At 62.9% G+C, this 22721-nt stretch carries 23 protein-coding genes and 4 tRNA genes; 21 read left to right on the top strand and 6 right to left on the bottom strand.

The genetic code is table 11. From position 1 onward, the window contains the following. Window positions 1–206: 206 nt before the first annotated feature. Window positions 207–282: transfer RNA gene (locus FJ956_RS19120), tRNA-Thr, on the bottom strand. 149 nt (window positions 283–431) lie between these two features. Between FJ956_RS19120 and FJ956_RS19115 the strand changes: the two genes are divergently transcribed. From FJ956_RS19115 to FJ956_RS19105, 3 genes are all read left to right on the top strand, one after another. Further along, window positions 432–599 (top strand): hypothetical protein, encoded by a 168-nt coding sequence (locus FJ956_RS19115; RefSeq protein ID WP_140678369.1) that lies wholly within the window; start codon window positions 432–434, stop codon window positions 597–599. A gap of 182 nt (window positions 600–781) precedes the next feature. Next, window positions 782–982 carry a hypothetical protein gene (locus FJ956_RS19110; protein WP_140678367.1) on the top strand — a complete coding sequence of 67 codons (201 nt, stop codon included), beginning with the start codon at window positions 782–784 and terminating at the stop codon, window positions 980–982. A gap of 150 nt (window positions 983–1132) precedes the next feature. Then, window positions 1133–1492 carry a BA14K family protein gene (locus tag FJ956_RS19105; RefSeq protein ID WP_246672087.1) on the top strand — a complete coding sequence of 120 codons (360 nt, stop codon included), beginning with the start codon at window positions 1133–1135 and terminating at the stop codon, window positions 1490–1492. 108 nt (window positions 1493–1600) lie between these two features. Here FJ956_RS19105 and FJ956_RS19100 read toward each other — a convergent pair whose 3' ends face one another. Continuing rightward, the gene (locus tag FJ956_RS19100) at window positions 1601–2065 is read right to left on the bottom strand and encodes a hypothetical protein (RefSeq protein WP_246672086.1); all 465 of its coding nucleotides are present in this window, start codon (window positions 2063–2065) and stop codon (window positions 1601–1603) included. A 112-nt stretch (window positions 2066–2177) separates the two neighbouring features. Here FJ956_RS19100 and FJ956_RS19095 point away from each other — a divergent pair, with 112 nt between their 5' ends. Further along, window positions 2178–2537, top strand: coding sequence for a hypothetical protein (locus FJ956_RS19095; protein WP_140678365.1), 360 nt, complete (start codon window positions 2178–2180; stop codon window positions 2535–2537). On the opposite strand, the gene bhcR is transcribed toward FJ956_RS19095, so the two are convergent. Next, window positions 2538–3359, bottom strand: a complete 822-nt coding sequence (gene bhcR, locus FJ956_RS19090) for an HTH-type transcriptional regulator BhcR (protein ID WP_140678363.1) — start codon at window positions 3357–3359, stop codon at window positions 2538–2540. A 203-nt stretch (window positions 3360–3562) separates the two neighbouring features. On the opposite strand from bhcR, the gene gcl reads away from it, so the two are divergent. The 3 genes from gcl (at window position 3563) to FJ956_RS19075 (ending at window position 7165) form a co-directional block, all read left to right on the top strand. Then, a complete protein-coding gene (gcl, locus tag FJ956_RS19085) occupies window positions 3563–5344 on the top strand; it encodes a glyoxylate carboligase (RefSeq protein WP_140678361.1) in 1782 nt (593 codons plus the stop codon). A 27-nt stretch (window positions 5345–5371) separates the two neighbouring features. Then, on the top strand, window positions 5372–6169 hold the full coding sequence (otnI, locus tag FJ956_RS19080; protein WP_140678359.1) for a 2-oxo-tetronate isomerase: 798 nt from the start codon (window positions 5372–5374) through the stop codon (window positions 6167–6169). 105 nt (window positions 6170–6274) lie between these two features. After that, entirely contained in the window at window positions 6275–7165 is an 891-nt protein-coding gene (locus FJ956_RS19075) for a 2-hydroxy-3-oxopropionate reductase (RefSeq protein ID WP_140678356.1), read from the top strand. Window positions 7166–7214: 49 nt separating this feature from the next. Here the strand turns inward: FJ956_RS19075 and FJ956_RS19070 are convergent, their stop codons facing one another. Beyond that, window positions 7215–8078 (bottom strand): RNA methyltransferase, encoded by an 864-nt coding sequence (locus FJ956_RS19070; protein WP_140678354.1) that lies wholly within the window; start codon window positions 8076–8078, stop codon window positions 7215–7217. A 199-nt stretch (window positions 8079–8277) separates the two neighbouring features. Here FJ956_RS19070 and FJ956_RS19065 point away from each other — a divergent pair. Together FJ956_RS19065 and FJ956_RS19060 are read left to right on the top strand one after the other, a co-directional pair. Continuing rightward, a tRNA-Tyr gene (locus tag FJ956_RS19065) sits at window positions 8278–8362 on the top strand. Between the two features lie 87 nt (window positions 8363–8449). Next, window positions 8450–8523, top strand: a tRNA-Gly gene (locus FJ956_RS19060). Between the two features lie 73 nt (window positions 8524–8596). Here the strand turns inward: FJ956_RS19060 and FJ956_RS19055 are convergent. After that, on the bottom strand, window positions 8597–9052 hold the full coding sequence (locus tag FJ956_RS19055; protein ID WP_140678352.1) for a YidB family protein: 456 nt from the start codon (window positions 9050–9052) through the stop codon (window positions 8597–8599). 130 nt (window positions 9053–9182) lie between these two features. On the opposite strand from FJ956_RS19055, the gene FJ956_RS19050 reads away from it, so the two are divergent. Then, complete coding sequence (locus FJ956_RS19050; RefSeq protein ID WP_027170387.1) at window positions 9183–9440, top strand: GlsB/YeaQ/YmgE family stress response membrane protein; 258 nt, start codon at window positions 9183–9185, stop codon at window positions 9438–9440. A 74-nt stretch (window positions 9441–9514) separates the two neighbouring features. Here FJ956_RS19050 and FJ956_RS19045 read toward each other — a convergent pair whose 3' ends face one another. Continuing rightward, window positions 9515–10402 carry a DMT family transporter gene (locus FJ956_RS19045; RefSeq protein WP_140678350.1) on the bottom strand — a complete coding sequence of 296 codons (888 nt, stop codon included), beginning with the start codon at window positions 10400–10402 and terminating at the stop codon, window positions 9515–9517. A gap of 228 nt (window positions 10403–10630) precedes the next feature. Between FJ956_RS19045 and tuf the strand changes: the two genes are divergently transcribed. From tuf to rpoB, 11 genes are all read left to right on the top strand, one after another. Further along, window positions 10631–11806 (top strand): elongation factor Tu, encoded by a 1176-nt coding sequence (gene tuf / locus FJ956_RS19040; RefSeq protein ID WP_140646975.1) that lies wholly within the window; start codon window positions 10631–10633, stop codon window positions 11804–11806. A 218-nt stretch (window positions 11807–12024) separates the two neighbouring features. Beyond that, window positions 12025–13617 carry a hypothetical protein gene (locus FJ956_RS19035; RefSeq protein WP_246672090.1) on the top strand — a complete coding sequence of 531 codons (1593 nt, stop codon included), beginning with the start codon at window positions 12025–12027 and terminating at the stop codon, window positions 13615–13617. An 89-nt stretch (window positions 13618–13706) separates the two neighbouring features. Then, complete coding sequence (locus FJ956_RS19030) at window positions 13707–14192, top strand: group II truncated hemoglobin (protein WP_140678346.1); 486 nt, start codon at window positions 13707–13709, stop codon at window positions 14190–14192. A gap of 138 nt (window positions 14193–14330) precedes the next feature. After that, window positions 14331–14406: transfer RNA gene (locus FJ956_RS19025), tRNA-Trp, on the top strand. Window positions 14407–14757: 351 nt separating this feature from the next. Next, a complete protein-coding gene (gene secE / locus FJ956_RS19020) occupies window positions 14758–14961 on the top strand; it encodes a preprotein translocase subunit SecE (protein WP_095765634.1) in 204 nt (67 codons plus the stop codon). A 27-nt stretch (window positions 14962–14988) separates the two neighbouring features. Then, window positions 14989–15516, top strand: a complete 528-nt coding sequence (gene nusG / locus FJ956_RS19015; RefSeq protein WP_027170382.1) for a transcription termination/antitermination protein NusG — start codon at window positions 14989–14991, stop codon at window positions 15514–15516. A 183-nt stretch (window positions 15517–15699) separates the two neighbouring features. Beyond that, window positions 15700–16128 (top strand): 50S ribosomal protein L11, encoded by a 429-nt coding sequence (gene rplK, locus FJ956_RS19010; protein WP_042642146.1) that lies wholly within the window; start codon window positions 15700–15702, stop codon window positions 16126–16128. Window positions 16129–16132: 4 nt separating this feature from the next. Then, entirely contained in the window at window positions 16133–16831 is a 699-nt protein-coding gene (rplA, locus tag FJ956_RS19005; protein ID WP_140637120.1) for a 50S ribosomal protein L1, read from the top strand. Between the two features lie 426 nt (window positions 16832–17257). Continuing rightward, the gene (gene rplJ, locus FJ956_RS19000) at window positions 17258–17776 is read left to right on the top strand and encodes a 50S ribosomal protein L10 (protein ID WP_140545996.1); all 519 of its coding nucleotides are present in this window, start codon (window positions 17258–17260) and stop codon (window positions 17774–17776) included. 54 nt (window positions 17777–17830) lie between these two features. Further along, the gene (gene rplL, locus FJ956_RS18995; RefSeq protein WP_140678344.1) at window positions 17831–18211 is read left to right on the top strand and encodes a 50S ribosomal protein L7/L12; all 381 of its coding nucleotides are present in this window, start codon (window positions 17831–17833) and stop codon (window positions 18209–18211) included. A gap of 281 nt (window positions 18212–18492) precedes the next feature. After that, the gene (gene rpoB / locus FJ956_RS18990) at window positions 18493–22629 is read left to right on the top strand and encodes a DNA-directed RNA polymerase subunit beta (RefSeq protein ID WP_140678342.1); all 4137 of its coding nucleotides are present in this window, start codon (window positions 18493–18495) and stop codon (window positions 22627–22629) included. The last annotated feature ends 92 nt before the right edge of the window (window positions 22630–22721 follow it).

Raw genomic sequence — 22721 nt, 5'->3', positions numbered from 1 at the left:
GTCCAAAACCTGTTGCGTTTCGCTTGATGATTTGCCCGAGTGCCACAAGCCGTGGGCTTGGCTAGAGCGGCACATTACCCCTGCGTATAGCCCTCAAACACGGCGTTGAAAAAGATAGCGGCTTCCAAAGTGTTAGGCGATTGAACGAGCCTGCCACCTCAAGTGCCGCACTTAGATTTGCGGGGAAGACCGGAAGACTGACTTTCTGGTGCCCCCGGCAGGAATCGAACCCGCGACCTTCGGTTTACAAAACCGCTGCTCTACCAGCTGAGCTACAAGGGCATGGCGCTCCGGTAGCATATTTCGTGCGCCAGTAAAGACAAAACTCCATTTTGGGTTGCTAATGGATCGCCGCAGAGCCTGCATGCTGAAAAGCGTCGCGCCGCTTCCTACATCCTGTCCAGGTGCAATCGCATCGAACCGGGTGCCGCATGATCAGATTCGTCATCATCCTGCCGCTCATCGTCGTGACCTGGCTTCTCCTGGTAAAGGTCATCGGCGATCTGAAGAAGGCCAACATCGACTGGACCGGCGTCGCCACCTTCATCGGCTTCATCGTGCTGGCCTTCTGGCTGAGGCATGTCACGGGGATGGGGTGAAAGGCAGCGAATAGAGAGTAGCGAATAGCGAATAGGGATTTGGGTTCAGCGCACGCTATCTTTTCCCTACTCACCATTCGCTACTCTCTATTCGCTCAATTTCTCGAACCTTTTGCTGCTTCGCCACGACTGATCTCCCGAGAGGCGAATGGTCGCCTCGATCAAGGATCCAGGAGATCATCATGTTGAAGCGTACGTTTACGTCAGGCCTCGTCGCCGTTTTCGTCGCCACCGGCGCGCTGGCCGCCACGGTTCAGACGTCCTCGGCCCATGGCAATCATCACCATCATCATCACCACAATCATCACGGCAAGCCCTGGTGGTGGTGGCACCACAATCATCATCACCATCACCACCACGGCAAGGTGATCATCTTCCTTTGACGAGAAGACCATTTGTCTTCGAAGGGCGGCCTCGGGGCCGCCCTTTTTGCGTTCCGGGGACCGAGCCGGCCTACGAACGGAAGCCCGGCAGAACCGCCGGCGAAAAAATATCGAAAAATCTTCGAACCTTTTTTCGGCCGGCCGCGACCCATGATCAAGAGGCGGATGGTTCGCCTCTCCAACGAAACCCAGGAGATCGTCATGTTCAAGCGCACCATCGTTTCCGGCCTCATCGCCACCACCGTCGCCGCCGGCTCGCTCGTCGGCACCGTCCAGCCTTCGGCCGCCCACGACCATCATCACCGCCGCGAGCTCGGCATCGGCATCGCCGCCGGCGTCGGCGGTTTCGTGCTCGGCAGCCTGCTCGCCCAGCAGCCCCGTACGGTCTATGTCGAGGACGACGGCTACGACTCGATCCACGTCCGCCGCTGCTACGCCCGCTACGCCAGCTACGACGAGCGCTCCGACACCTATATGAGCTATGACGGTCCGCGCTATTGCCGGCTCTGAGAGGGGGCTAAATCAACGACAGGCAAGAGGGGCTGCACGCAGCCCCTCTTCTTGCGTTCGAGCGCTACGCATCCGCCTGATTGGTTTGATATGAGGCAGACAACGTTCTTAGGAACTGGGTTTCAGCTCGGGCAACGCCAATCCCGCCATGCGGCAGGCGCCGCTGACTGAAGCGTCGTTTATCGCGACGAGTTCAAAACTGTTTCCGGCATCGGGATAGATCTTGCCGATGAACGCTTCGCTGCCGCCGGGAGAGTCCTTGTCGTCCACATAGCCGCACACAACGGTCTCGTCGCGGCCGTTCAGCGTGCGCTCTCCGGCGAGCATCGTTCCGAACTTTGCGGCGAGGGGGTTTTTCAGGTGCTGGCGGACGCCGGCTGCGATGATTTCCTCCAGGGCCAGCGAGATTGGAATAGGATCGACCTGTGGGTTGCTGCTGGGGCTGCCGACGGGTGCTGCCGGCGGCGGTGTCGTCGCCACGCATCCGCAAAGTGAAGCGGCGGATAGGAGATAAGCTGTTTTCCGCATCCGTGCCCTTTCGCATGCATGCCAACGCCCCGGCAAGACGGTCAAGTCCAGCTCCCGAACTGGCCATGGCCGGTCCGTTCCTGCCGAGCAACCAACGATGTACAGCGATTTTGCAAGCGTTTAGTCTGGCTTTGACGGCAATCGAGGGGAGGGTGGCTTGGACAATCAGGATCCCAAGGAAGAACGGGTCGAACCGGTTTTCCGCAACGGCACCATCACCATCGTCGGCATCCTGCTGGCGTTCTCGCTGGGCTTCATCACCCATTGGGCGGCCAACCCGATCCCATGGCAGACCTACCATCTGATTGCCGTCCTGCCGATCCTGGTCGGCATTGCGCTGCAGATCCGGGCGCTGGCCATTCTGCTCGACATCAAATCCCTGCAGCGCAGCATTCACGACCGCGCCAGTCGGATATTCATCGCCGGCCTCATCCTGGCGGCCTGTGGCGTCGGCCTGGCCATCCTGCTCGATTTCTTCGACATATCGGCAAAGAGCGCTTTGCCGGGCGTTTCCTAGTCAGAACGCTTTGACGCCCCCGATCATCTTCGTCACCTCGACCGCGGCCTCGCGCACCAGCGGACCGATCTCGGCCAGCCGCTCGGGCGTCACTCGCACCGTCGGTCCGGACACCGAAACGCCGCCGATAGGCTCGCCGAACTCGTTGAAAATGGCGGCGGCCACGCAGCGCATGCCGGGATGGCGCTCCTCGTCGTCGACCGACCAGCCGCGATGCTTGATAACGGCGAGATCATGGGCCAGCGCGGAAATGTCGGAGAGCGTCTTGTCGGTGTAGCGCTGCAGGCCCGCCTTGCGCAGGATGGCCGCCACCCGTTCCGGCTCGAGATGCGCCAGCACCGCCTTGCCGATTCCGGAAGCATGAAAGGGGCTGCGGGTGCCCGGCCGAAAAAAGGCCCGGATCGCCTGGTGCGTCTCGACCTGGCTGACGAAGACGACGCAATCGTCCTCGGCGACGCCGAGATTGGCGGTCTCGCCGGTCTTTTCCATCAATTCCTGCATGACGATACGGGCGCGGTCGACGAGCTTGCGCCTGCGCAGGAAGGCCGCGCCCATGCGGTAGGTCTCGACGCCGACGGACCAGAGCTGGTCGGTCGTATCGAACTCGACCATGCCGTGGTTCTCCAGCGTCGTCAGCATGCGATAGGCGGTGGAGGCGGCGATGCCGCTTTGCGCCGCGATCTCGCTGAGCGACAAGCCGCTGGCCTCGGCGACGATCGCGAGAATCCGCAGCGCCCGGTCGAGCGACTGCACCGACGCCGCTTCGGATGGGCCGTTGAAGGCGCGTGGCCGGCCGCGTTGGCGTTTTTCCGTCGTTTCCATGGGCTGCATTCTCGCCGATTTGACACCGGATGCAATGAAAAAGTTTTTCAGTAGTCGCGAGGAAAGATTTTCTGGAAAACGAAAAGCGAAGAAAAATCAATTGATAATAGCCGTTTTCTAGAAATGAAAAAATATTCTGAAAAAATTGAAAAATCGAAGGCACGCTGTCATTGTCAAGCCAACCAACGAAATGGAGGCTTGTCATGGCCAGGATGCGCGCTGTCGACGCTGCGGTTCTCGTTCTCGAAAAGGAAGGCATCACCAGTGCTTTCGGCGTGCCGGGCGCGGCGATCAACCCGCTCTATTCGGCGCTGAAGGCGAGGGGGACCATCCGCCACGTGCTGGCGCGCCATGTCGAGGGCGCCTCGCACATGGCCGAAGGCTATACGCGGGCCAAGGCCGGCAATATCGGCCTTTGCATCGGCACCTCCGGCCCGGCCGGCACCGACATGATCACCGGCCTTTATTCGGCCTCGGCGGATTCGATCCCGATCCTCTGCATCACCGGGCAGGCGCCGCGCGCGCGCCTCAACAAGGAGGATTTCCAGGCCGTCGACATCGCTTCGATCGCGGCACCGGTCGCCAAATGGGCCGTCACCGTCATGGAACCCTATCTGGTGCCGATGGCGCTGCAGAAGGCGTTCCACCTGATGCGCTCCTCGCGGCCCGGGCCGGTGCTGGTCGACCTGCCGGTCGACGTGCAGCTTGCCGAAATCGAATTTGACATCGACGCCTATGAGCCGCTCGCTCCGTTCAAGCCGGCGATGACGCGCGCCCAGGCCGAAAAGGCGCTTTCGATGCTCAACGAAGCCGAAAAGCCGCTGATCGTCGCCGGCGGCGGCATCATCAACGCCGACGCTTCCGATCTTTTGATCGAATTCGCCGAAGTCACCGGCGTGCCGGTCATCCCGACGCTGATGGGCTGGGGCGCGATCCCCGACGACCACCGGCTGATGGCCGGCATGTGCGGCCTGCAGACCTCGCACCGCTACGGCAACGCGACGATGCTTGAAGCCGACTTCGTCTTCGGCATCGGCAACCGCTGGGCCAACCGCCATACCGGTTCGGTCGACGTCTACACCAAGGGGAAAAAATTCATCCATGTCGACATCGAACCCACCCAGATCGGCCGCGTCTTCGCGCCGGATCTGGGATTGGTCTCGGACGCGGGTGCCGCACTGAAGATCCTGCTCGACGTCGCCACCGAATGGCGCACGGCCGGCAAGCTGCGCGACTGGTCGGGCTGGGCGAAGGAATGCCAGCAGCGCAAGAAGACGATGAAGCGCAAGACGCATTTCGAGCAGGTGCCGCTTAAGCCGCAGCGCGTCTATGAGGAGATGAACAAGGCGTTCGCCCGCGACACCACCTATGTCACCACGATCGGCCTGTCGCAGATCGCCGGCGCCCAGTTCCTGCATGTCTACAAGCCGCGCAACTGGATCAATTGCGGTCAGGCCGGCCCGCTCGGCTGGACGCTGCCGGCGGCGCTCGGCGTGCGCGCCGCCGATCCGGACCGGGATATCGTGGCATTGTCCGGCGACTACGACTTCCAGTTCATGATCGAGGAGCTGGCGGTGGGCGCGCAGCACAAGCTGCCTTACATCCACGTCGTCGTGAACAACGCCTATCTCGGCCTGATCCGCCAGGCCCAGCGCGGTTTTTCGATGGACTATGAGGTGAGCCTCGCCTTCGAGAACGTCAACCGTGCAGGCGATCCGGAGGCCGGCTACGGCGTCGATCATGTCGCGGTCGCCGAGGCGATGGGCTGCAAGGCGGTCCGTGTGAAGAAGCCCGAGGAATTCGCCGGCGCCTTCAAGGAGGCGCAGCGGCTGATGAAGGAGCACCAGGTTCCGGTCGTCCTCGAATTCATCCTCGAGCGCGTCACCAACATTTCCATGGGCACCGAAATCGACAAGATCACCGAATTCGAGGACCTTGCCGAAAGCCATGAAGATGCGCCGACAGCGATCGTGATGCTCGATTGAGACCCGGCGAATAGAAGGAGAAAAAGAATGCCGCGTTTTTCAGCCAATCTCTCGATGCTCTTCGGCGAGCACGAGTTCCTCGACCGTTTCGATGCCGCCGCCCGCGCCGGCTTCAAGGGCGTCGAATATATCGGTCCCTATGACCATGCCCCGGACGTCGTCGCGGCGCGCCTGAAGAAGAACGGCCTCAGCCAGGTTCTCTTCAATCTGCCGGCCGGCGATTGGGGCAAGGGCGAGCGCGGCATTGCCGTGCTGCCGGACCGCGTGCCGGAATTCCGCCAGGGCGTCGCCAAGGCGATCAGCTACGCCCATGCGCTGGGCTGCGAGCAGATCAACTGCCTGGCCGGCATCGCGCCGCAGGGGGCTGACCGCGCGGTGTTGGAGAATGTCTTTGCCGACAATCTCGCCTTCGCGGCCGAGAAGCTGGAGCAGGCCGGCATCAGGCTCTTGATCGAACCGATCAACACCCGCGACATCCCTGGCTTCTTCCTGAACTATTCCGACCAGGCGCTGGCGCTGATCGACCGCATCGGCTCGAAGAATATCTATTTGCAATACGACATCTATCACATGCAGATCATGGAGGGGGATCTCGCCCGTACCATCGAGGCGAACCTCGGTCGCATCGCGCATATCCAGCTTGCGGACAATCCCGGCCGTCACGAGCCGGGGACGGGCGAGATCAACTATCCTTTCCTCTACGACCACATCGACCGCCTCGGCTATTCCGGCTGGATCGGCGCCGAATACAAGCCGAAGGCCGGCACGCAAGCCGGACTCGGCTGGTTCAGCGGATTCGCCGGGCAGGGCAGTGCGGCGGCTTAAGAGCCGGCGACGAAACTGCTGATCTCCCCCCTCGTGGGGGAGATGGCCGGCAGGCCAGAGGGGGGCGCGAAGGAACGCGACCTAGATAAATTGACGGAGACACAAATGGAAACCATTGGTTTCATCGGCCTCGGCATCATGGGCGCGCCAATGGCGGGACACCTTCTCGACGCCGGCTACAAGGTCGTCGCCAGCGATCATCGCTCGAAGCCGCCGGCCGATCTCGTCGCCAAGGGGCTGAAGACCGTTTCCGGCCACAACGCGGTGGCCAAGGCCGCGGACATCATCATCACCATGGTGCCTGACACCCCGCAGGTCGCCGACGTGCTGTTCGGCGAGAACGGCGTCGCCGCTGGTCTGTCGAAGGGCAAGCTCGTCATCGATATGAGCTCGATCTCGCCGATCGCGACCAAGGAATTCGCCAGGAAGATCAACGAGCTCGGCTGCGACTATCTCGACGCGCCGGTGTCGGGCGGCGAGGTCGGCGCCAAGGCGGCCTCGCTGACCATCATGGTCGGCGGCGAAGAGAAGGCCTTCGAACGGGCAAAGCTGGTGTTCGAGAAGATGGGCAAGAACATCACGCTGGTCGGCCCGAACGGCGTCGGCCAGACCACCAAGATCGCCAACCAGATCGTCGTGGCATTGACCATCGAAGCGGTCGGCGAAGCGTTGGTCTTCGCCTCCAAAGCCGGCGCCGATCCGGCCAAGGTCAGGCAGGCGTTGATGGGCGGGCTCGCCGCCTCGCGCATCCTCGAAGTGCATGGCGAGCGCATGATCAAGCGCACCTTCGCGCCCGGCTTCCGCATCGAGTTGCACCAGAAGGACCTCAATCTGGCGCTGGAAGGCGCCAAGGCGCTGGGCGTGTCGCTGCCCAACACTTCAACGACACAGCAGCTGTTCAATTCCTGCGCCGCCAATGGCGGGTCCAGCGAAGATCACTCGGCGCTGGTCAGGGCGCTGGAGCGGATGGCGGGACATGAGGTGGGTAAGAAGTGAGTAGTTATTAGTCATTAGTCAGCAGTCAGTAGGGAATTGGTGTCAAAGCCTACTCACTACTCACTATGAATTTCCTCGCCGCATAAAGGCTCACCGCCGCCGCATTCGACACGTTGAGCGAGCGGATGGCGCCAGGCATGTCGAGGCGGGCGAGCGCGGCCACGGTCTCGCGGGTCTTCTGGCGCAGGCCCTTGCCCTCGGCGCCCAGCACAAGCGCGATCTTCTCGCCATCGAAGGTCTTTTCGAGCTCGGCCGGCCCTTCGGAATCGAGCCCGATGGTCTGGAAGCCGGCTTCGTGCAACTGACCCAGCGCATCGGCGAGGTTCTTCACCTCGATCTGGTCGATATGCTCCAGCGCGCCGGACGCGGATTTGGCCAGCACGCCGGATTCCTGCGGGCTGTGGCGGGCAGTCGTGATCAGCGCGCCGGCGCCGAAGGCGACGGCGGAGCGAAGGATCGCGCCGACATTGTGCGGGTCCGTCACCTGGTCCAGCACCAGCACCAGCTTTGTGTCGCCGAGGGCGTCGAGGCGCTTGGCTTTGAGCGGCTCCGCCTCGATCAGCACGCCCTGGTGCACGGCGTCGGATCCGGTGATCCTGTCGATGTCCTTCGGCTCGACCAGCTCGGCCCTGAAGGGCAGGGCGGCAAGGTCGCCGATCGAAAGCCGCTCGGCTGCGTTGCGCGTCACCAGCATCGTCCTGATCTTGCGGCGCGGATTGTCGAGCGCGGCCCGCACCGTGTGCAGGCCGTAAAGCCGCACCAGCCCGTCGGCGGCGGCCTCGCCTGGCGGCACCGGCTGGCGCGGCCGGAATGCCGGCGGCCCGCCCGTCTTCTGGTCGCGATGCGCGCGCCTAAGCTTGGCATAGTGGGTGTCCTTGCGCGTGCCGGACTTGTTGCTTTTATCGTCGCTCATGGCGGCCTCTATACCCGTCCCGTCCGGCTAAGGATATGGGCTGGGGAAATGAATGCCGGACATCCTCGAAAAACCCTGGCCGCGCCGGTTGACACCCACCGGCCTTGCCGCCATAAGGCGCTTCGCTGATTTCGGAGAAGATCTTACTCGGGCTCCGGATCGGCGAAAATGCCTCGTTGCATGGCTCCGGCGGCAGACTGGAGAGGTGCCCGAGTGGTTAAAGGGGACGGACTGTAAATCCGTTGGCTTAGCCTACGTTGGTTCGAATCCAACCCTCTCCACCACTGCCGGCCCGGAAGCCCTGAAACGAAAAGTCTCGGACCGAAAATGCATGGCGCTTTTCGGATGAATCCGGTACCTCAGTGCAAGGCGCGGGTATAGCTCAGTGGTAGAGCAGCAGCCTTCCAAGCTGAATATGCGGGTTCGATTCCCGCTACCCGCTCCAGATTTCTTCTTCGGGAACCTCAATTGAAAACGCCGCGCACCGTGGCACGCGGCGTGTTAGCAGGCCGCTTCGTTTAGCTGTTGAAGGCCGAGGCGACCTGATGGTTCTGCGGCACCTGGCCGTTCGGCGTCAGCTTGTCGACGATGCCGGGCAGCGCCGTGGAGAGCTGCTGCAGCAGTTCCTGCTCGTTCATACCGGTGCGCTGCGCGATCTCGCGGATCACCGCCGGGCCGAGCGCCGAGCCGAGATCGCCCGGGTTGATTGACTGGTTCTGGCCGGTGCCGACCCATGAGTCGGCGACGTTGCCATGGCCGGCATTCTTCAGCTTGTCGAGCAGGCCGCCGAGACCGCCGAGCAGGCCGCCATCGGCGGACGCGTCGGTTCCCGCGGGCGTCGGCGTCGGCGCTTGCGGCGTGGCCGCCTCTTCGCTCCTGCCGCTCAGCATCTTGCCGACCAAAAGCGCGCCGAGCGCGATCATCAGGGGTTTGGTGATATTGCCGCCCGGAACGGCGTTGTCGAAAAGGCCCATAGTGGATCTCCTTATCCAGCCAAGTCCGCCCGGCCCCACAATGGCGCAAACGGACGGAATTTCAAGCTGTCTTGAGCTTTTGACAATCATATGACCATGATGGCGCGGCGGGGAAATTTGGAGGGAAATTATGGGCATTATCAGCTGGATCATTCTGGGCATCGTTGCCGGCTTCATCGGCAGCAAGATCGTCAACAAGACCGGTCAGGGCATGATCATGGATATCGTGCTCGGCATCGTCGGCGCCATTGTCGGCGGCGTTATCTTCAGCGCCTTCGGCGCGTCGGGCGTCACCGGCCTCAACATCTGGAGCCTGATCGTGGCCGTCATCGGCTCGGTCGTCGTGCTGTGGGCCTATCACCAGATTTCCGGCAAGCGCACGCTGTAGGGGCAAGCAAAGCCGCATTTGATCGGCTGCTGAAGGTCGACCCGTTCGGGTCGACCTAGGTTGGATTCGTGTTGTCAGGCGACCATCGCCAGCCGGCGCTTTCGTTCGTCGAGCGAGACGATCGCCAGGCCGCTGGCGATCACCAGCAGGATGCCGCAGACGGCGAGCGCGTTGGGGAACTGGCCGAACACCAGCAGCCCGGAAATGACCGCCCAGACAGTGAAGCAGTAGTAGAAGGGCGCGACCGCGCTTGTCGGCCCGACCCGGTAGGCCATGAAGATGAAGAAATGGCCGAAGATCAGGAACAGGCCGGCTCCGGCAATCAGCAGCAGATGACGTCCTTCCGGCATCACCCATTGCTCGGAGACGAGATGCGCCGCGCCTGAGCCGGCCAGCACCACCACGACAGCCGAGATGGCGACGATCATGCCCGGCACCTCGGCGCCCACCTTGCGCCCGGCAAGGTCGCGCACCGCCGCGAAGGCGGCGTTGCCGAGCGCGAGCAGCGCATAGACCGAAATGCCTTGCATGGTCGGCTGCGCCACCATGATCGCTCCGACAAAGCCAAGGCCGATCAGCGCCATGCGCGTGACGCCGATCTTCTCGCCGAACAGCATCGAGGAGCCGACCAGCACGATGAGCGGCGTGACCTGCCCGAGCGCGGTGGAATCCGCGATCTGCATGTTGGCCAAGGCGACGACATAGCAGAGGATCGCCAGAAGCTCGAACAGGTTGCGGCGCAGCACCTTGCGCTCGAAGAGCAGCGGGATCTGCCTTGCGTAGCCCAGCATCAGAAGCAGCGGCACGCCCCACAGCGTGGCGGCCGCGCCGCGCAGAAGGAGCACTTCATAGGGCGGCAGTCCGACGGTCGCGAGCTTCATCATCGTGTCGTTGACGAGGTAGGACCCCGTCGAGACGATCATGAACAGCGGACCGCGGATATTGGATGGAATGAACTGCATCCGGCGAACAAGATCAGAGCGGCGCGGCGGCGGCAATGGGCCAGCCCGGAGCCTTTGATTTTACGCGCGGCGCCCCCATATCCGTGCCATATCCCACTGAAATCGACCGTTGGTTCGGGTCGAGCGGGAATCCGCTCAGCCACAAGGCACTTGTGTTTTTCGGCCGTTGTCGCTAATCGCCCCGCATTCGACTGAACTGAAGGTCAAGGCCGTCCAAGGAAAGAGACTATGGCAAAAGGTAAATTCGAGCGCACCAAGCCGCATGTGAACATTGGCACGATCGGCCATGTCGATCATGGCAAGACGTCGCTGACGGCGGCGATCACGAAGTATTTTGGCGAATACAAGCGCTATGACCAGATCGACGCGGCACCTGAAGAGAAGGCGCGCGGCATCACGATCTCGACGGCTCACGTGGAATACGAGACGGCCAACCGTCACTATGCCCATGTCGACTGCCCCGGCCATGCCGACTATGTGAAGAACATGATCACGGGTGCAGCGCAGATGGACGGCGCGATCCTGGTTGTGTCGGCCGCCGACGGCCCGATGCCGCAGACCCGCGAGCACATCCTGCTTGCCCGCCAGGTCGGCGTGCCGTCGATCGTTGTGTTCCTGAACAAGGTCGACCAGGTCGACGACGCCGAGCTGCTGGAATTGGTCGAGCTCGAGGTTCGCGAGCTTCTGTCGAAGAACGAGTTCCCCGGCGACGACATTCCGATCGTCAAGGGTTCGGCGCTGGCTGCGTTGGAAGATTCCAACAAGACCATCGGCGAGGACGCCATCCGCGAGCTGATGGCTCAGGTCGACGCCTATATCCCGACGCCGGTTCGTCCGCTGGACAAGCCGTTCCTGATGCCGATCGAGGACGTGTTCTCGATCTCGGGCCGCGGCACGGTGGTGACCGGCCGCGTCGAGCGCGGCATCGTCAAGGTCGGCGAGGAGCTGGAGATCGTCGGCATCCGTCCGACCACCAAGACGACCTGCACGGGCGTCGAAATGTTCCGCAAGCTGCTCGACCAGGGCCAGGCCGGCGACAACATCGGCGCGCTCTTGCGCGGCGTCGACCGTGAAGGCGTGGAGCGCGGCCAGGTTCTGGCCAAGCCCGGCACGGTCAAGCCGCACAAGAAGTTCGTGGCCGAAGCCTACATCCTGACCAAGGACGAGGGCGGCCGTCACACGCCGTTCTTCACCAACTACCGTCCGCAGTTCTACTTCCGCACGACGGACGTGACGGGCATCGTGACGCTGCCGGCCGGCACCGAGATGGTGATGCCCGGCGACAACATCACCGTCGACGTCGAGCTGATCGTGCCGATCGCGATGGAAGAGAAGCTGCGCTTCGCCATCCGTGAAGGCGGCCGCACCGTCGGTGCCGGCATCGTCGTCACCATCAAAGAGTAATCGATCCGGCACTTGCCGGTTCGATCAGGAAAGGGCGGTCCTCGGGCCGCCCTTTTGTTTGAAGCAGTGCTGCCAGGCCCTTTTCAATTCTGTTGCAAGCACCGTCCCCGCAACTAGTATGGGTTGTACCTAGGGGCTTGCCAGACGTGGTTTCCACATTCCGTTCAAAGACCATGCGGTGTAGGCGCGTGCTGCTTCGGCTGGGACTGGCCGCCGCCATGGGGCTGGCCGCCTTCGGCGCCACCGCAAAGGAAGAGCCGCCGGACTACGGCCCGACGATGCGCTTCGTCGTCGTGCGCAGCAGCGCGCCCGGCTGCGAGCCGAACTGCCCGGAATGGATTTCCGCCGAAGGCTCGATCGAAGCGGGCACGCCGACACTGCTGAAACGCTTGCTGAAGACGCTCGGCGGGCGGCAGCTGCCGATCGTCGTCAATTCTCCCGGCGGCAATGTCGATGCCGCGCTGCAGCTTGGCCGCATGGTCCGCAAGAACAAGCTCGATATCGCGGTCGGCATCACGGAGTTTTCCGGCTGCTCGCCGGGGATGAAGAACTGCCTGGACGGCAAGGAGCAGCCCTATTCCGGCGTTGCGTATGACAGCGGCGCGATGTGCAATTCGGCCTGTCCGCTGATGTTTGCTGGCGGCATCCGCCGCGTCGTCGGCGAATGGGCCTATCTCGGCGTCCACCAGATCACCACCACCTACCGGCGCGAGAAGCTGCTCTACCGCACCACTTACCGGGTTGTGAACGGCAAGAAGAAGATCGTCAGCACCAGGATCGTCAGCCGCAAGAATGCCGGCAGCTACAAGACCTACGAGATGAGCAAGGCGATCGAGAAGCGGCTGTCGGCCTATTTGAAGGAGATGGGTGTCGAACAGGGCGTGCTGGGCGTGATGAAGGCGACGCCTGCCAGCGACATCAGGCAGATCGAGCCCGAAGACATGCTGGAGATGAAGCTCGTCACCAGTCTCGATTCGCTCGACCTGCTGACCGAGAGAACCATTTGCCAGCGCAATCCGGCACCGGCGAATTGTCGCGAGGTTCCCGCGAACGGCGCGCCCGCCGCAGTCGCGGCCGTCGAGGCCGGGCCTTCACCCCTTGCGCCGGTTCCCGCGCCGGCGCCGCAGGCCCACGAACAGGAGATGCGCTTCGTTCTTGTTCGCGGCAGCAATCCGCTTTGCAATCCCGATTGTCCGGAATGGATTTCGGCGGAAGGCACGATCGCGGCAGGCACCGCCGACAAGCTGCGCCAGCTGCTCGATACGATCCGTGAGCGCCGGTTGCCCGTCGTAATCAACTCGCCGGGTGGAGATGTGCAGGCTGCGCTTGCCGCGGGCAGGCTGATCCGCGAGCACGGCTTGGATATCGTGGTCGCCCGAACGGATTTTCTCGACTGCGATCCGGGCACCGTGGGGTGCGTCGCGGCCGACGGTCTCCACGCCGGGCTCACCATCGATGCCGGCGCCGAATGCGACGCCGCCTGCGCGGTGATGGTCGCCGGCGGCGTCCGGCGCCTGGTTGGCGCCGGTGCGCACTTCCTTGTGCATTCCATGGGCATGGAAGACAAGGTCAGGGCCTACCTCGACGAGATGGCGGTCGGCTCGGGCTTTTTCGCCGCCATGCAGTCGGCCGAATATGCAAAGCATAGGGAACTCAGCCGGGACGAACTGCAGACTTTCGGATTGACGACGGGGCCGCAATCGGTGGACGCGCTGACGGGCGCCACCATTTGCAGATCCGCACCCAGGCCGGACAATTGCCGGGTTCTTCCGGCCGCCGATGCCGAGGCAAAGGCGCCAGCGAAGCTCTGAGGCGTTGTACTGGCCATCGAGCGAGGTTGAGCAGGCCGGGGCGCTGCCGCTATCTTCCGTCTCAGCATTTGCAAAGTGGAGGATCGGTGATGAGCGAGGACGTCCCGACTTTATATGCGTGGGCGGGTGGCGGCGAGGCGCTGAACCAACTGACCCGGACCTTTTATGACAAGGTGGCTGCGGATCCGCTCGTGGGGCCGGTGTTCAGGCACATGTCGCCGGATCACCCGGCGCATGTCGCAGCCTTCATTGGCGAGGTCTTCGGCGGGCCGAAAACCTACAGCGAGAAGCATGGCGGCCATCGCGAGATGGTGATGCACCACCTTGGCAAGCATCTGACCGAGGAGCAGCGCCGCCGCTGGATCAATCTCCTCGCCGACGCGGCGGACGAGGTCGGCCTGCCGGACGACCCCGAATTCCGCTCCGCCTTCATGGGCTATGTCGAATGGGGGTCGCGGCTGGCGAAGATGAACTCGAATCTGGGCGAGACCTGCGATCCCGAGACCGAGCCGATGCCGGCCTGGGGCTGGGGCGTGCCGGGCGGACCTTATAAGCCGCCAGCCGGGAAATCTTAAAGAGCGGGCGGGCCCGTGATCGATTGCCGGCAGCCACGCAATTCAGATTTCCGGCAAAGGTTCCAAAACCGCTGCCGAGTGCTCTTTACAGAGTGCCCGGAAGCTTTTAGGAAGCGCCTGCGCCGAACAAGCGCATGCACGGGCATAGCTCAGTTGGTAGAGCGGCGGTCTCCAAAACCGCAGGTCGTAGGTTCGAGCCCTGCTGCCCGTGCCATTTTCCCAAAGGTGGCCGATCGAAGCATCCGCGGTTGAAAATCGGCGGGTGGCTTGCCATATGGTGGGAATTGGGGCATAAGCCCTGCATAGCCGGGACGGGACGACTGGATGGTTCCGAGGCGGCGTTAGGACATAAAGCGGACCCTTGCCACTTGCGTGGATTAAGAATCGGTTTTATGTAGACAAGACAGACACGCGACGCGTGGAGCTGGGAAGCCGGCTTTACGCGTCTGATTTGCGTGGGTGAAATAGCGGCGCTGATTCGCGCCGCATGGAGCCCAGGCGGCACGTCCCGGTCAGCGGGATCATCCAGGAGGCCCGGCCAACGGGTCTTGAAAACAGGCGGCACATGGCTTCGAAAACCACCAATCCCTTCACCTTTCTCCAGCAGGTTCGCGCGGAGACGGCCAAGGTGACATGGCCATCGCGGCGCGAAACCATGATCTCGACCGTGATGGTCCTGATATTCGCGGTGATCGCGATGCTGTTCTTCTTCGCTGCCGATATTCTGATGGGCTATGCGATCGAGTGGATCCTGGGTCTCGGGCATTAATTCGGCGGTTTACGGAGAGGTCGTGAAATGACAGCGCGGTGGTATATCGTCCACGCCTATTCGAACTTCGAGAAGAAGGTCGCCGAGGATATCGAGAACAAGGCCAAGCAGAAGGGCCTGTCCGGAGACATCGAGCAGATCGTGGTCCCGACCGAAAAGGTCGTCGAGATTCGTCGCGGCCGCAAGGTCGATGCCGAGCGCAAGTTCTTCCCGGGCTACGTGCTCTTGAAGGCCAATCTGACCGACGCCGTGTTCTCGCTGGTCAAGAACACGCCGAAGGTCACCGGCTTCCTGGGCGACTCCAAGCCCGTGCCGATCACCGAGGCCGAGGCGCAGCGCATCCTGAACCAGGTCCAGGAAGGCGTCGAGCGGCCTAAGCCTTCGGTCACCTTCGAGATCGGCGAGGCGATCCGCGTTTCGGACGGTCCTTTTGCGTCGTTCAACGGCGTCGTCCAGGAAGTGGACGAGGAGCGTGCCCGTCTCAAGGTGGAAGTTTCGATCTTCGGGCGCGCCGTGCCCGTCGATCTGGAATTCGGACAGGTCGAAAAGGGCTGATCCGTATATCCGCGCCGGAAGGCGTCGGGACCCGCGCCGAAAGGCATCGGGAGCGGCGGCAGACGCCGCATGAACGGGTGGGAGGCGAAGGCGGCATAGCCGGCCGCCGGAACCGCACCACCAGACTGCAACCGCCGGCGTTGCCCGAGAATGGGGCCGGCATGAGAAAAGGCAGGAATAGAGATGGCTAAGAAAGTTGCAGGCCAGCTCAAGCTCCAGGTTGCCGCGGGCTCGGCCACGCCGTCGCCCCCGATCGGCCCGGCGCTTGGTCAGCGCGGCATCAACATCATGGAATTCTGCAAGGCGTTCAACGCGCAGACCCAGGAGCTCGAGAAGGGATCGCCGATCCCGGTCGTTATCACCTACTACCAGGACAAGTCGTTCACCTTCGTCATGAAGACGCCGCCGGTGAGCTACTTCCTGAAGAAGGCCGCCAACCTGAAGTCGGGCTCCAAGGAGCCGGGCAAGACCAAGGTCGGCACGATCAGCCGCGACAAGGTGCGCGCGATCGCCGAGCAGAAGATGAAGGACCTGAACGCAAACGACGTCGAGGCGGCCATGCGCATGGTCGAGGGTTCCGCCCGCTCGATGGGCCTGGAAGTGGTGGGCTAAGATCATGGCAAAGATTGCAAAGCGTATTGCCAAGAGCCGCGAAGGCATCGATCCGAACAAGGCTTACGCCCTCTCCGAGGCGCTGCAGCTGCTCAAGGATCGGTCCAAGGTGAAGTTCGACGAGACCGTCGAGATCTCGATGAACCTCGGCGTCGATCCGCGCCATGCCGACCAGATGGTCCGCGGCGTTGTCAACCTGCCGAACGGCACCGGCCGCTCGGTGCGCGTCGCCGTGTTTGCCCGTGGCGACAAGGCCGAGGAAGCCAAGGCCGCCGGCGCCGATATCGTTGGCGCCGAGGACCTTGTCGACATCGTCCAGAAGGGCACGATCGATTTCGATCGCTGCATCGCCACGCCGGACATGATGCCGCTGGTCGGTCGTCTGGGCAAGGTTCTCGGCCCGCGCGGCATGATGCCGAACCCGAAGGTCGGCACTGTGACCACCGATGTGGCCGCGGCCGTCAAGGCTTCGAAGGGCGGCGCCGTCGAGTTCCGCGTCGAGAAGGCCGGCATCGTCCAGGCCGGCGTCGGCAAGGTCTCGTTCGACGTCAAGGCGCTGGAAGAAAATGTCCGCGCCTTCGCCGATGCGGTGACCAAGGCCAAGCCCGCGGGCGCCAAGGGCAACTACGTCAAGAAGGTGTCGGTCACCTCGACGATGGGCCCCGGCCTCAAGCTCGACATCGCGACGCTCGCCGCGTCGTAAGTGTCGTCTGATCGGCTTCAGGCCGGTCGCTAGAGCATGATCCCGAAAAGTGGGAAACCGGTTTTCGGAAAAGATCATGCTCCAACAAACAAGAATTCCGGACCGCCGATCCGTCGGCGGCCCGGTACCCCGGAAGCCGAAGGGTTTCCGGATATCCTGTCCGAGATTGCAGGCGGCCCAAAAGCCTTAATTCACTTGGGCCTGCATGAGACGGGTGAAGACCCGACAAAGGAGCCAAGCTCCAATGAAAGGTTCGAACCGTGTTTGCCTTTTGTCTGCGCACTATCCGGCGTGCCGGCTGGTGTGGCGAAAGGGGGCAGGATCCTCGAGCGTCGTTCGGGAGATCCGTACTGGATGGCCCGGCCGGCAAAAGGCAACCCGACGCCTGACCTCGTCAATGAGGCAGGGGTCAACTGGAGATAGGCAGTGGACAGAGCGGAAAAACGCGAACTCGTCACGGGCCTGAATGATGCGTTTTCAAGCGCTGGTTCAGTCGTCGTGGCCCACTACGCCGGTATCACCGTCGCGCAAATGAACGACCTCCGGTCGAAGATGCGCGCCGCCGGTGGCACCGTCAAAGTCGCGAAGAACCGTCTCGCCAAGATCGCTCTTCAGGGCACGGACTCCGCATCGATCATCGATCTGTTCAAGGGACAGACGCTGGTCGCTTATTCGGAGGATCCGATTGCGGCGCCGAAGGTCGCGTCCGATTTCGCCAAGGGGAATGACAAGTTGATCATTCTCGGTGGCGCGATGGGCACGACCTCGCTCGACGCCGACGGTGTGAAGGCACTCGCCACGCTACCGTCGCTCGACGAGCTGCGCGCCAGGCTGGTTGGCATGATCGCCACGCCGGCTACCCGGATCGCCCAGATCGTCAATGCGCCCGCGGCTTCGGTCGCGCGTGTCATCGGCGCTTACGCCCGGAAGGACGAGGCGGCATGAGGCCGTTCCTCGCTGTCAACAACACACGTTCGAACCTAGTGAAGGAATACAAAAATGGCTGATCTCGCAAAGATCGTAGACGACCTTTCGAAGCTGACCGTCCTCGAGGCGGCCGAGCTGTCGAAGCTCCTGGAAGAGAAGTGGGGCGTTTCGGCTGCTGCTCCGGTGGCGGTTGCTGCTGCCGGCGGCGCTGGTGCCGCTGCCGCTGCTCCGGCCGAAGAGAAGACGGAATTCGACGTCGTTCTCGCCGATGCCGGCGCCCAGAAGATCAACGTCATCAAGGAAGTCCGCGCCATCACCGGCCTTGGCCTCAAGGAAGCCAAGGATCTGGTCGAAGCGGCTCCGAAGCCGGTCAAGGAAGCCGTTTCCAAGGCCGACGCCGACAAGTTCAAGGCTCAGCTGGAAGCAGCTGGCGCCAAGGTCGAGCTGAAGTAAGCCTGTTAGGCGAGGGCGGACGGTCTCGCGCCGTCCGCCCTCTCCCTTGACGAAGGGAGGGTTCTGTCACGCGAGGCGTTTGAAAACCTCTTTCCTGAGGGCCGAAAAGCGGCCTTCCGGAAACGGGTTTTCTCCCGTTTTAGCCGGTAGCCGCCAAGCGATTGGCCCAAGAAATTGGCAAGAGCGGCCGGAAAAACAGATAGGGGCAGCCCCGAGGCCGCCCGTTGGTGCAAGGCGAGCCGCGGCGAGGTTCGTCCCGAGTTTATAGCTAAGGAGCGACGATGGCCCAGACCCAGACTTTCAATGGCCGCAGACGCGTACGCAAGTTCTTCGGAAAGATCCCGGAAGTTGCGGAGATGCCGAACCTCATCGAGGTCCAGAAGGCATCCTATGACCAGTTCCTGATGGTGGACGAGCCCAAGGGCGGCCGTCCGGACGAAGGGCTGCAGGCCGTTTTCAAGTCGGTCTTCCCGATCTCCGACTTTTCCGGCTCCTCGATGCTGGAGTTCGTGAAGTACGAGTTCGAGGCACCGAAATTCGACGTTGACGAGTGCCGTCAGCGCGATCTGACCTATGCCGCCCCGCTGAAGGTGACGCTGCGCCTCATCGTGTTCGATATCGACGAGGATACCGGCGCGAAGTCGATCAAGGACATCAAGGAGCAGGACGTCTACATGGGCGACATGCCGCTCATGACGTCGAACGGCACCTTCATCGTCAACGGCACCGAGCGCGTCATCGTCTCGCAGATGCACCGTTCGCCGGGCGTCTTCTTCGACCATGACAAGGGCAAGTCGCACTCGTCGGGCAAGCTTCTGTTTGCCGCGCGCGTCATTCCCTATCGCGGTTCGTGGCTCGACATCGAGTTCGATAGCAAGGACGTCGTGCACGCCCGCATCGACCGCCGCCGCAAGATTCCGGTGACGTCGCTCTTGATGGCGCTCGGCATGGACGGCGAGGAGATCCTGTCGACCTTCTACAACAAGATCACCTACAAGCGCGCCGGCGACCACTGGCGCATTCCGTTCAACGTCGAGCGTTTTCGCGGCCTCAAGGCCGTCGGCGACCTGGTCGACGCCGACACCGGCGAGATCGTGGTCGAGCAAGGCAAGAAGATCACCGCCCGCCAGGCTCGCCAGCTCGGCGAGAAGGGTCTCAAGGCCATCAAGGCGACCGACGAGGATCTGCTCGGCAACTACCTTGCCGAGGACATCGTCAACTACGGCACCGGCGAGATCTTCCTCGAAGCCGGCGACGAGATCGACGACAAGACGCTGAAAGTGCTGCTCGGCACCGGCGATGACGAGATCCAGATCCTGGACATCGACCACGTCAATGTCGGCGCCTACATCCGCAACACGCTCAACGTCGACAAGAATGAGAGCCGCCAGGACGCGCTGTTCGACATCTACCGTGTCATGCGCCCGGGCGAGCCGCCGACGCTCGAGACCGCCGAAGCCATGTTCAACTCGCTGTTCTTCGACAGCGAGCGCTACGACCTGTCGGCCGTCGGCCGCGTCAAGATGAACATGCGCCTCGAGCTTAAGGCCGAGGACACCGTGCGCGTGCTGCGCAAGGACGATATCCTGGCCGTGGTCAAGACGCTGGTCGAGTTGCGTGACGGCAAGGGCGAGATCGACGACATCGACAATCTCGGCAACCGCCGCGTGCGTTCGGTCGGCGAGTTGATGGAGAACCAGTACCGCGTCGGCCTGCTGCGCATGGAGCGCGCGATCAAGGAACGCATGTCCTCGATCGAGATCGACACGGTCATGCCGCAGGACCTGATCAACGCCAAGCCGGCGGCCGCCGCCGTGCGCGAGTTCTTCGGGTCCTCGCAGCTGTCGCAGTTCATGGACCAGACCAACCCGCTGTCGGAGATCACCCACAAGCGCCGCCTGTCGGCGCTTGGACCGGGCGGTCTGACCCGCGAGCGCGCCGGCTTTGAGGTGCGCGACGTGCACCCGACGCATTACGGCCGCATCTGCCCGATCGAGACGCCGGAAGGCCCGAATATCGGCCTGATCAACTCTTTGGCCACTTTCGCGCGCGTCAACAAGTACGGCTTCATCGAGAGCCCGTACCGCAAGATCGTCAACGGCAAGCTGACCAATGACGTCGTTTATCTGTCGGCGATGGAAGAGGCCAAGCACCATGTCGCGCAGGCCAACGCCGAGCTCGACAAGAACGGCAGCTTCGTCGACGAGTTCGTCATTTGCCGTAACGCCGGCGAAGTGATGATGGCGCCGCGCGAGAACGTCGACCTGATGGACGTCTCGCCGAAGCAGATGGTGTCCGTCGCGGCGGCGCTCATCCCGTTCCTCGAGAACGACGACGCCAACCGTGCGCTGATGGGCTCGAACATGCAGCGTCAGGCCGTGCCGCTGGTGCGCGCCGAAGCGCCGTTCGTCGGCACCGGCATGGAGCCGGTCGTCGCCCGTGACTCGGGTGCCGCCATCGGCGCCCGTCGTGGCGGCGTGGTCGACCAGGTCGACGCCACCCGTATCGTCATCCGCGCCACGGAAGATCTCGATCCCGGCAAGTCCGGCGTCGATATCTACCGGCTGATGAAGTTCCAGCGTTCGAACCAGAACACCTGCATCAACCAGCGTCCGCTGGTGCGCATGGGCGACCGTGTCAACAAGGGCGACATCATTGCCGACGGTCCGTCGACCGAGCTCGGCGATCTGGCGCTCGGCCGCAACGTGCTGGTCGCGTTCATGCCGTGGAACGGCTACAACTACGAGGACTCGATCCTGCTCTCCGAGCGTATCGTGGCCGACGACGTCTTCACCTCGATCCACATCGAGGAGTTCGAGGTCATGGCGCGCGACACCAAGCTCGGGCCGGAGGAAATCACGCGCGACATTCCGAACGTTTCGGAAGAGGCGCTGAAGAACCTCGACGAGGCCGGCATCGTCTATATCGGTGCCGAGGTGCAGCCGGGCGACATCCTGGTCGGCAAGATCACGCCGAAGGGCGAAAGCCCGATGACGCCGGAAGAAAAGTTGCTCCGCGCCATCTTCGGCGAAAAGGCCTCGGACGTTCGCGACACCTCCATGCGCATGCCTCCGGGCACCTTCGGCACGGTCGTCGAAGTGCGCGTCTTCAACCGCCACGGCGTGGAGAAGGACGAGCGCGCGATGGCGATCGAGCGCGAGGAGATCGAGCGTCTGGCCAAGGACCGCGACGACGAACAGGCGATCCTCGACCGCAACGTCTATGCGCGTCTTTCCGACGTGCTGGTCGGCAAGGAGGCGATCGCCGGACCCAAGGGCTTCAAGAAGGGCTCGAAGCTGTCGAAGGACACGCTCGACGAGTATCCGCGTTCGCAGTGGTGGCAGTTCGCCGTGGAGAACGAGAAGCTCCAGGGCGAGCTCGAGGCCCTGCGCGGCCAGTATGACGAGTCCAAGAAGGCGCTCGAGCAGCGCTTCATGGACAAGGTCGAGAAGGTGCAGCGCGGCGACGAAATGCCTCCGGGCGTCATGAAGATGGTCAAGGTCTTCGTGGCGGTGAAGCGCAAGATGCAGCCGGGCGACAAGATGGCCGGCCGTCACGGCAACAAGGGTGTCGTGTCGCGCATCGTTCCGGTCGAGGACATGCCTTTCCTCGAGGACGGCACGCATGCCGATATCGTGCTCAACCCGCTGGGTGTGCCGAGCCGCATGAATGTCGGCCAGATCCTGGAAACGCATCTGGGCTGGGCTTGCGCCGGCATGGGCAGGAAGATCGGCGAGCTGATCGACGCGTATAAGGGCGGCGGCGATATCAAGCCGCTGCGCAAGACGCTGGAAAGCTTCATGCCGGCCAACGACCGCAACGAGCCGATCCGCGAGTATGACGACGAGAGCATCGTTCGCCTGAGCGAGCAGATGCGCCGCGGCGTCTCCATCGCGACACCGGTGTTCGACGGCGCGCATGAGGCCGACATCAACATCATGCTGGAGCAGGCGGGCCTGCACACCAGCGGTCAGTCGCAGCTCTATGACGGCCGCACCGGCGAGCCGTTCGATCGCAAGGTGACGATGGGCTATATCTATATGCTCAAGCTGCATCACCTGGTGGACGACAAGATCCACGCGCGTTCGATCGGTCCGTACTCGCTCGTCACCCAGCAGCCGCTGGGCGGCAAGGCGCAGTTCGGCGGCCAGCGCTTCGGCGAAATGGAGGTCTGGGCGCTCGAAGCCTACGGCGCCGCCTACACGCTGCAGGAAATGCTGACGGTGAAGTCGGACGACGTCGCCGGCCGCACCAAGGTCTACGAGGCGATCGTGCGCGGCGACGACACGTTCGAGGCGGGCATTCCGGAGAGCTTCAACGTTCTCGTCAAGGAAATGCGTTCGCTCGGCCTCAATGTCGAGCTGGAGAACACCCAGGTCGAAGAGACCCCGACGCGTCTGCCCGACGCAGCCGAGTAAAGCCTACGGTGCGCCGCTCTAGGATGCGGCGCGCCCTTCAAATTTTTCGGTCGGGCAACCGGCCAGTCTGCGGACAAATCGTCCGCGATCGA

Origin of the sequence: Mesorhizobium sp. B2-4-3 (assembly GCF_006442815.1) — a bacterium.
Classification (GTDB): Bacteria; Pseudomonadota; Alphaproteobacteria; order Rhizobiales; family Rhizobiaceae; genus Mesorhizobium.
Note: the sequence above shows the minus strand (reverse complement) of the source record. Positions and strands in the feature narration are given on the sequence as shown.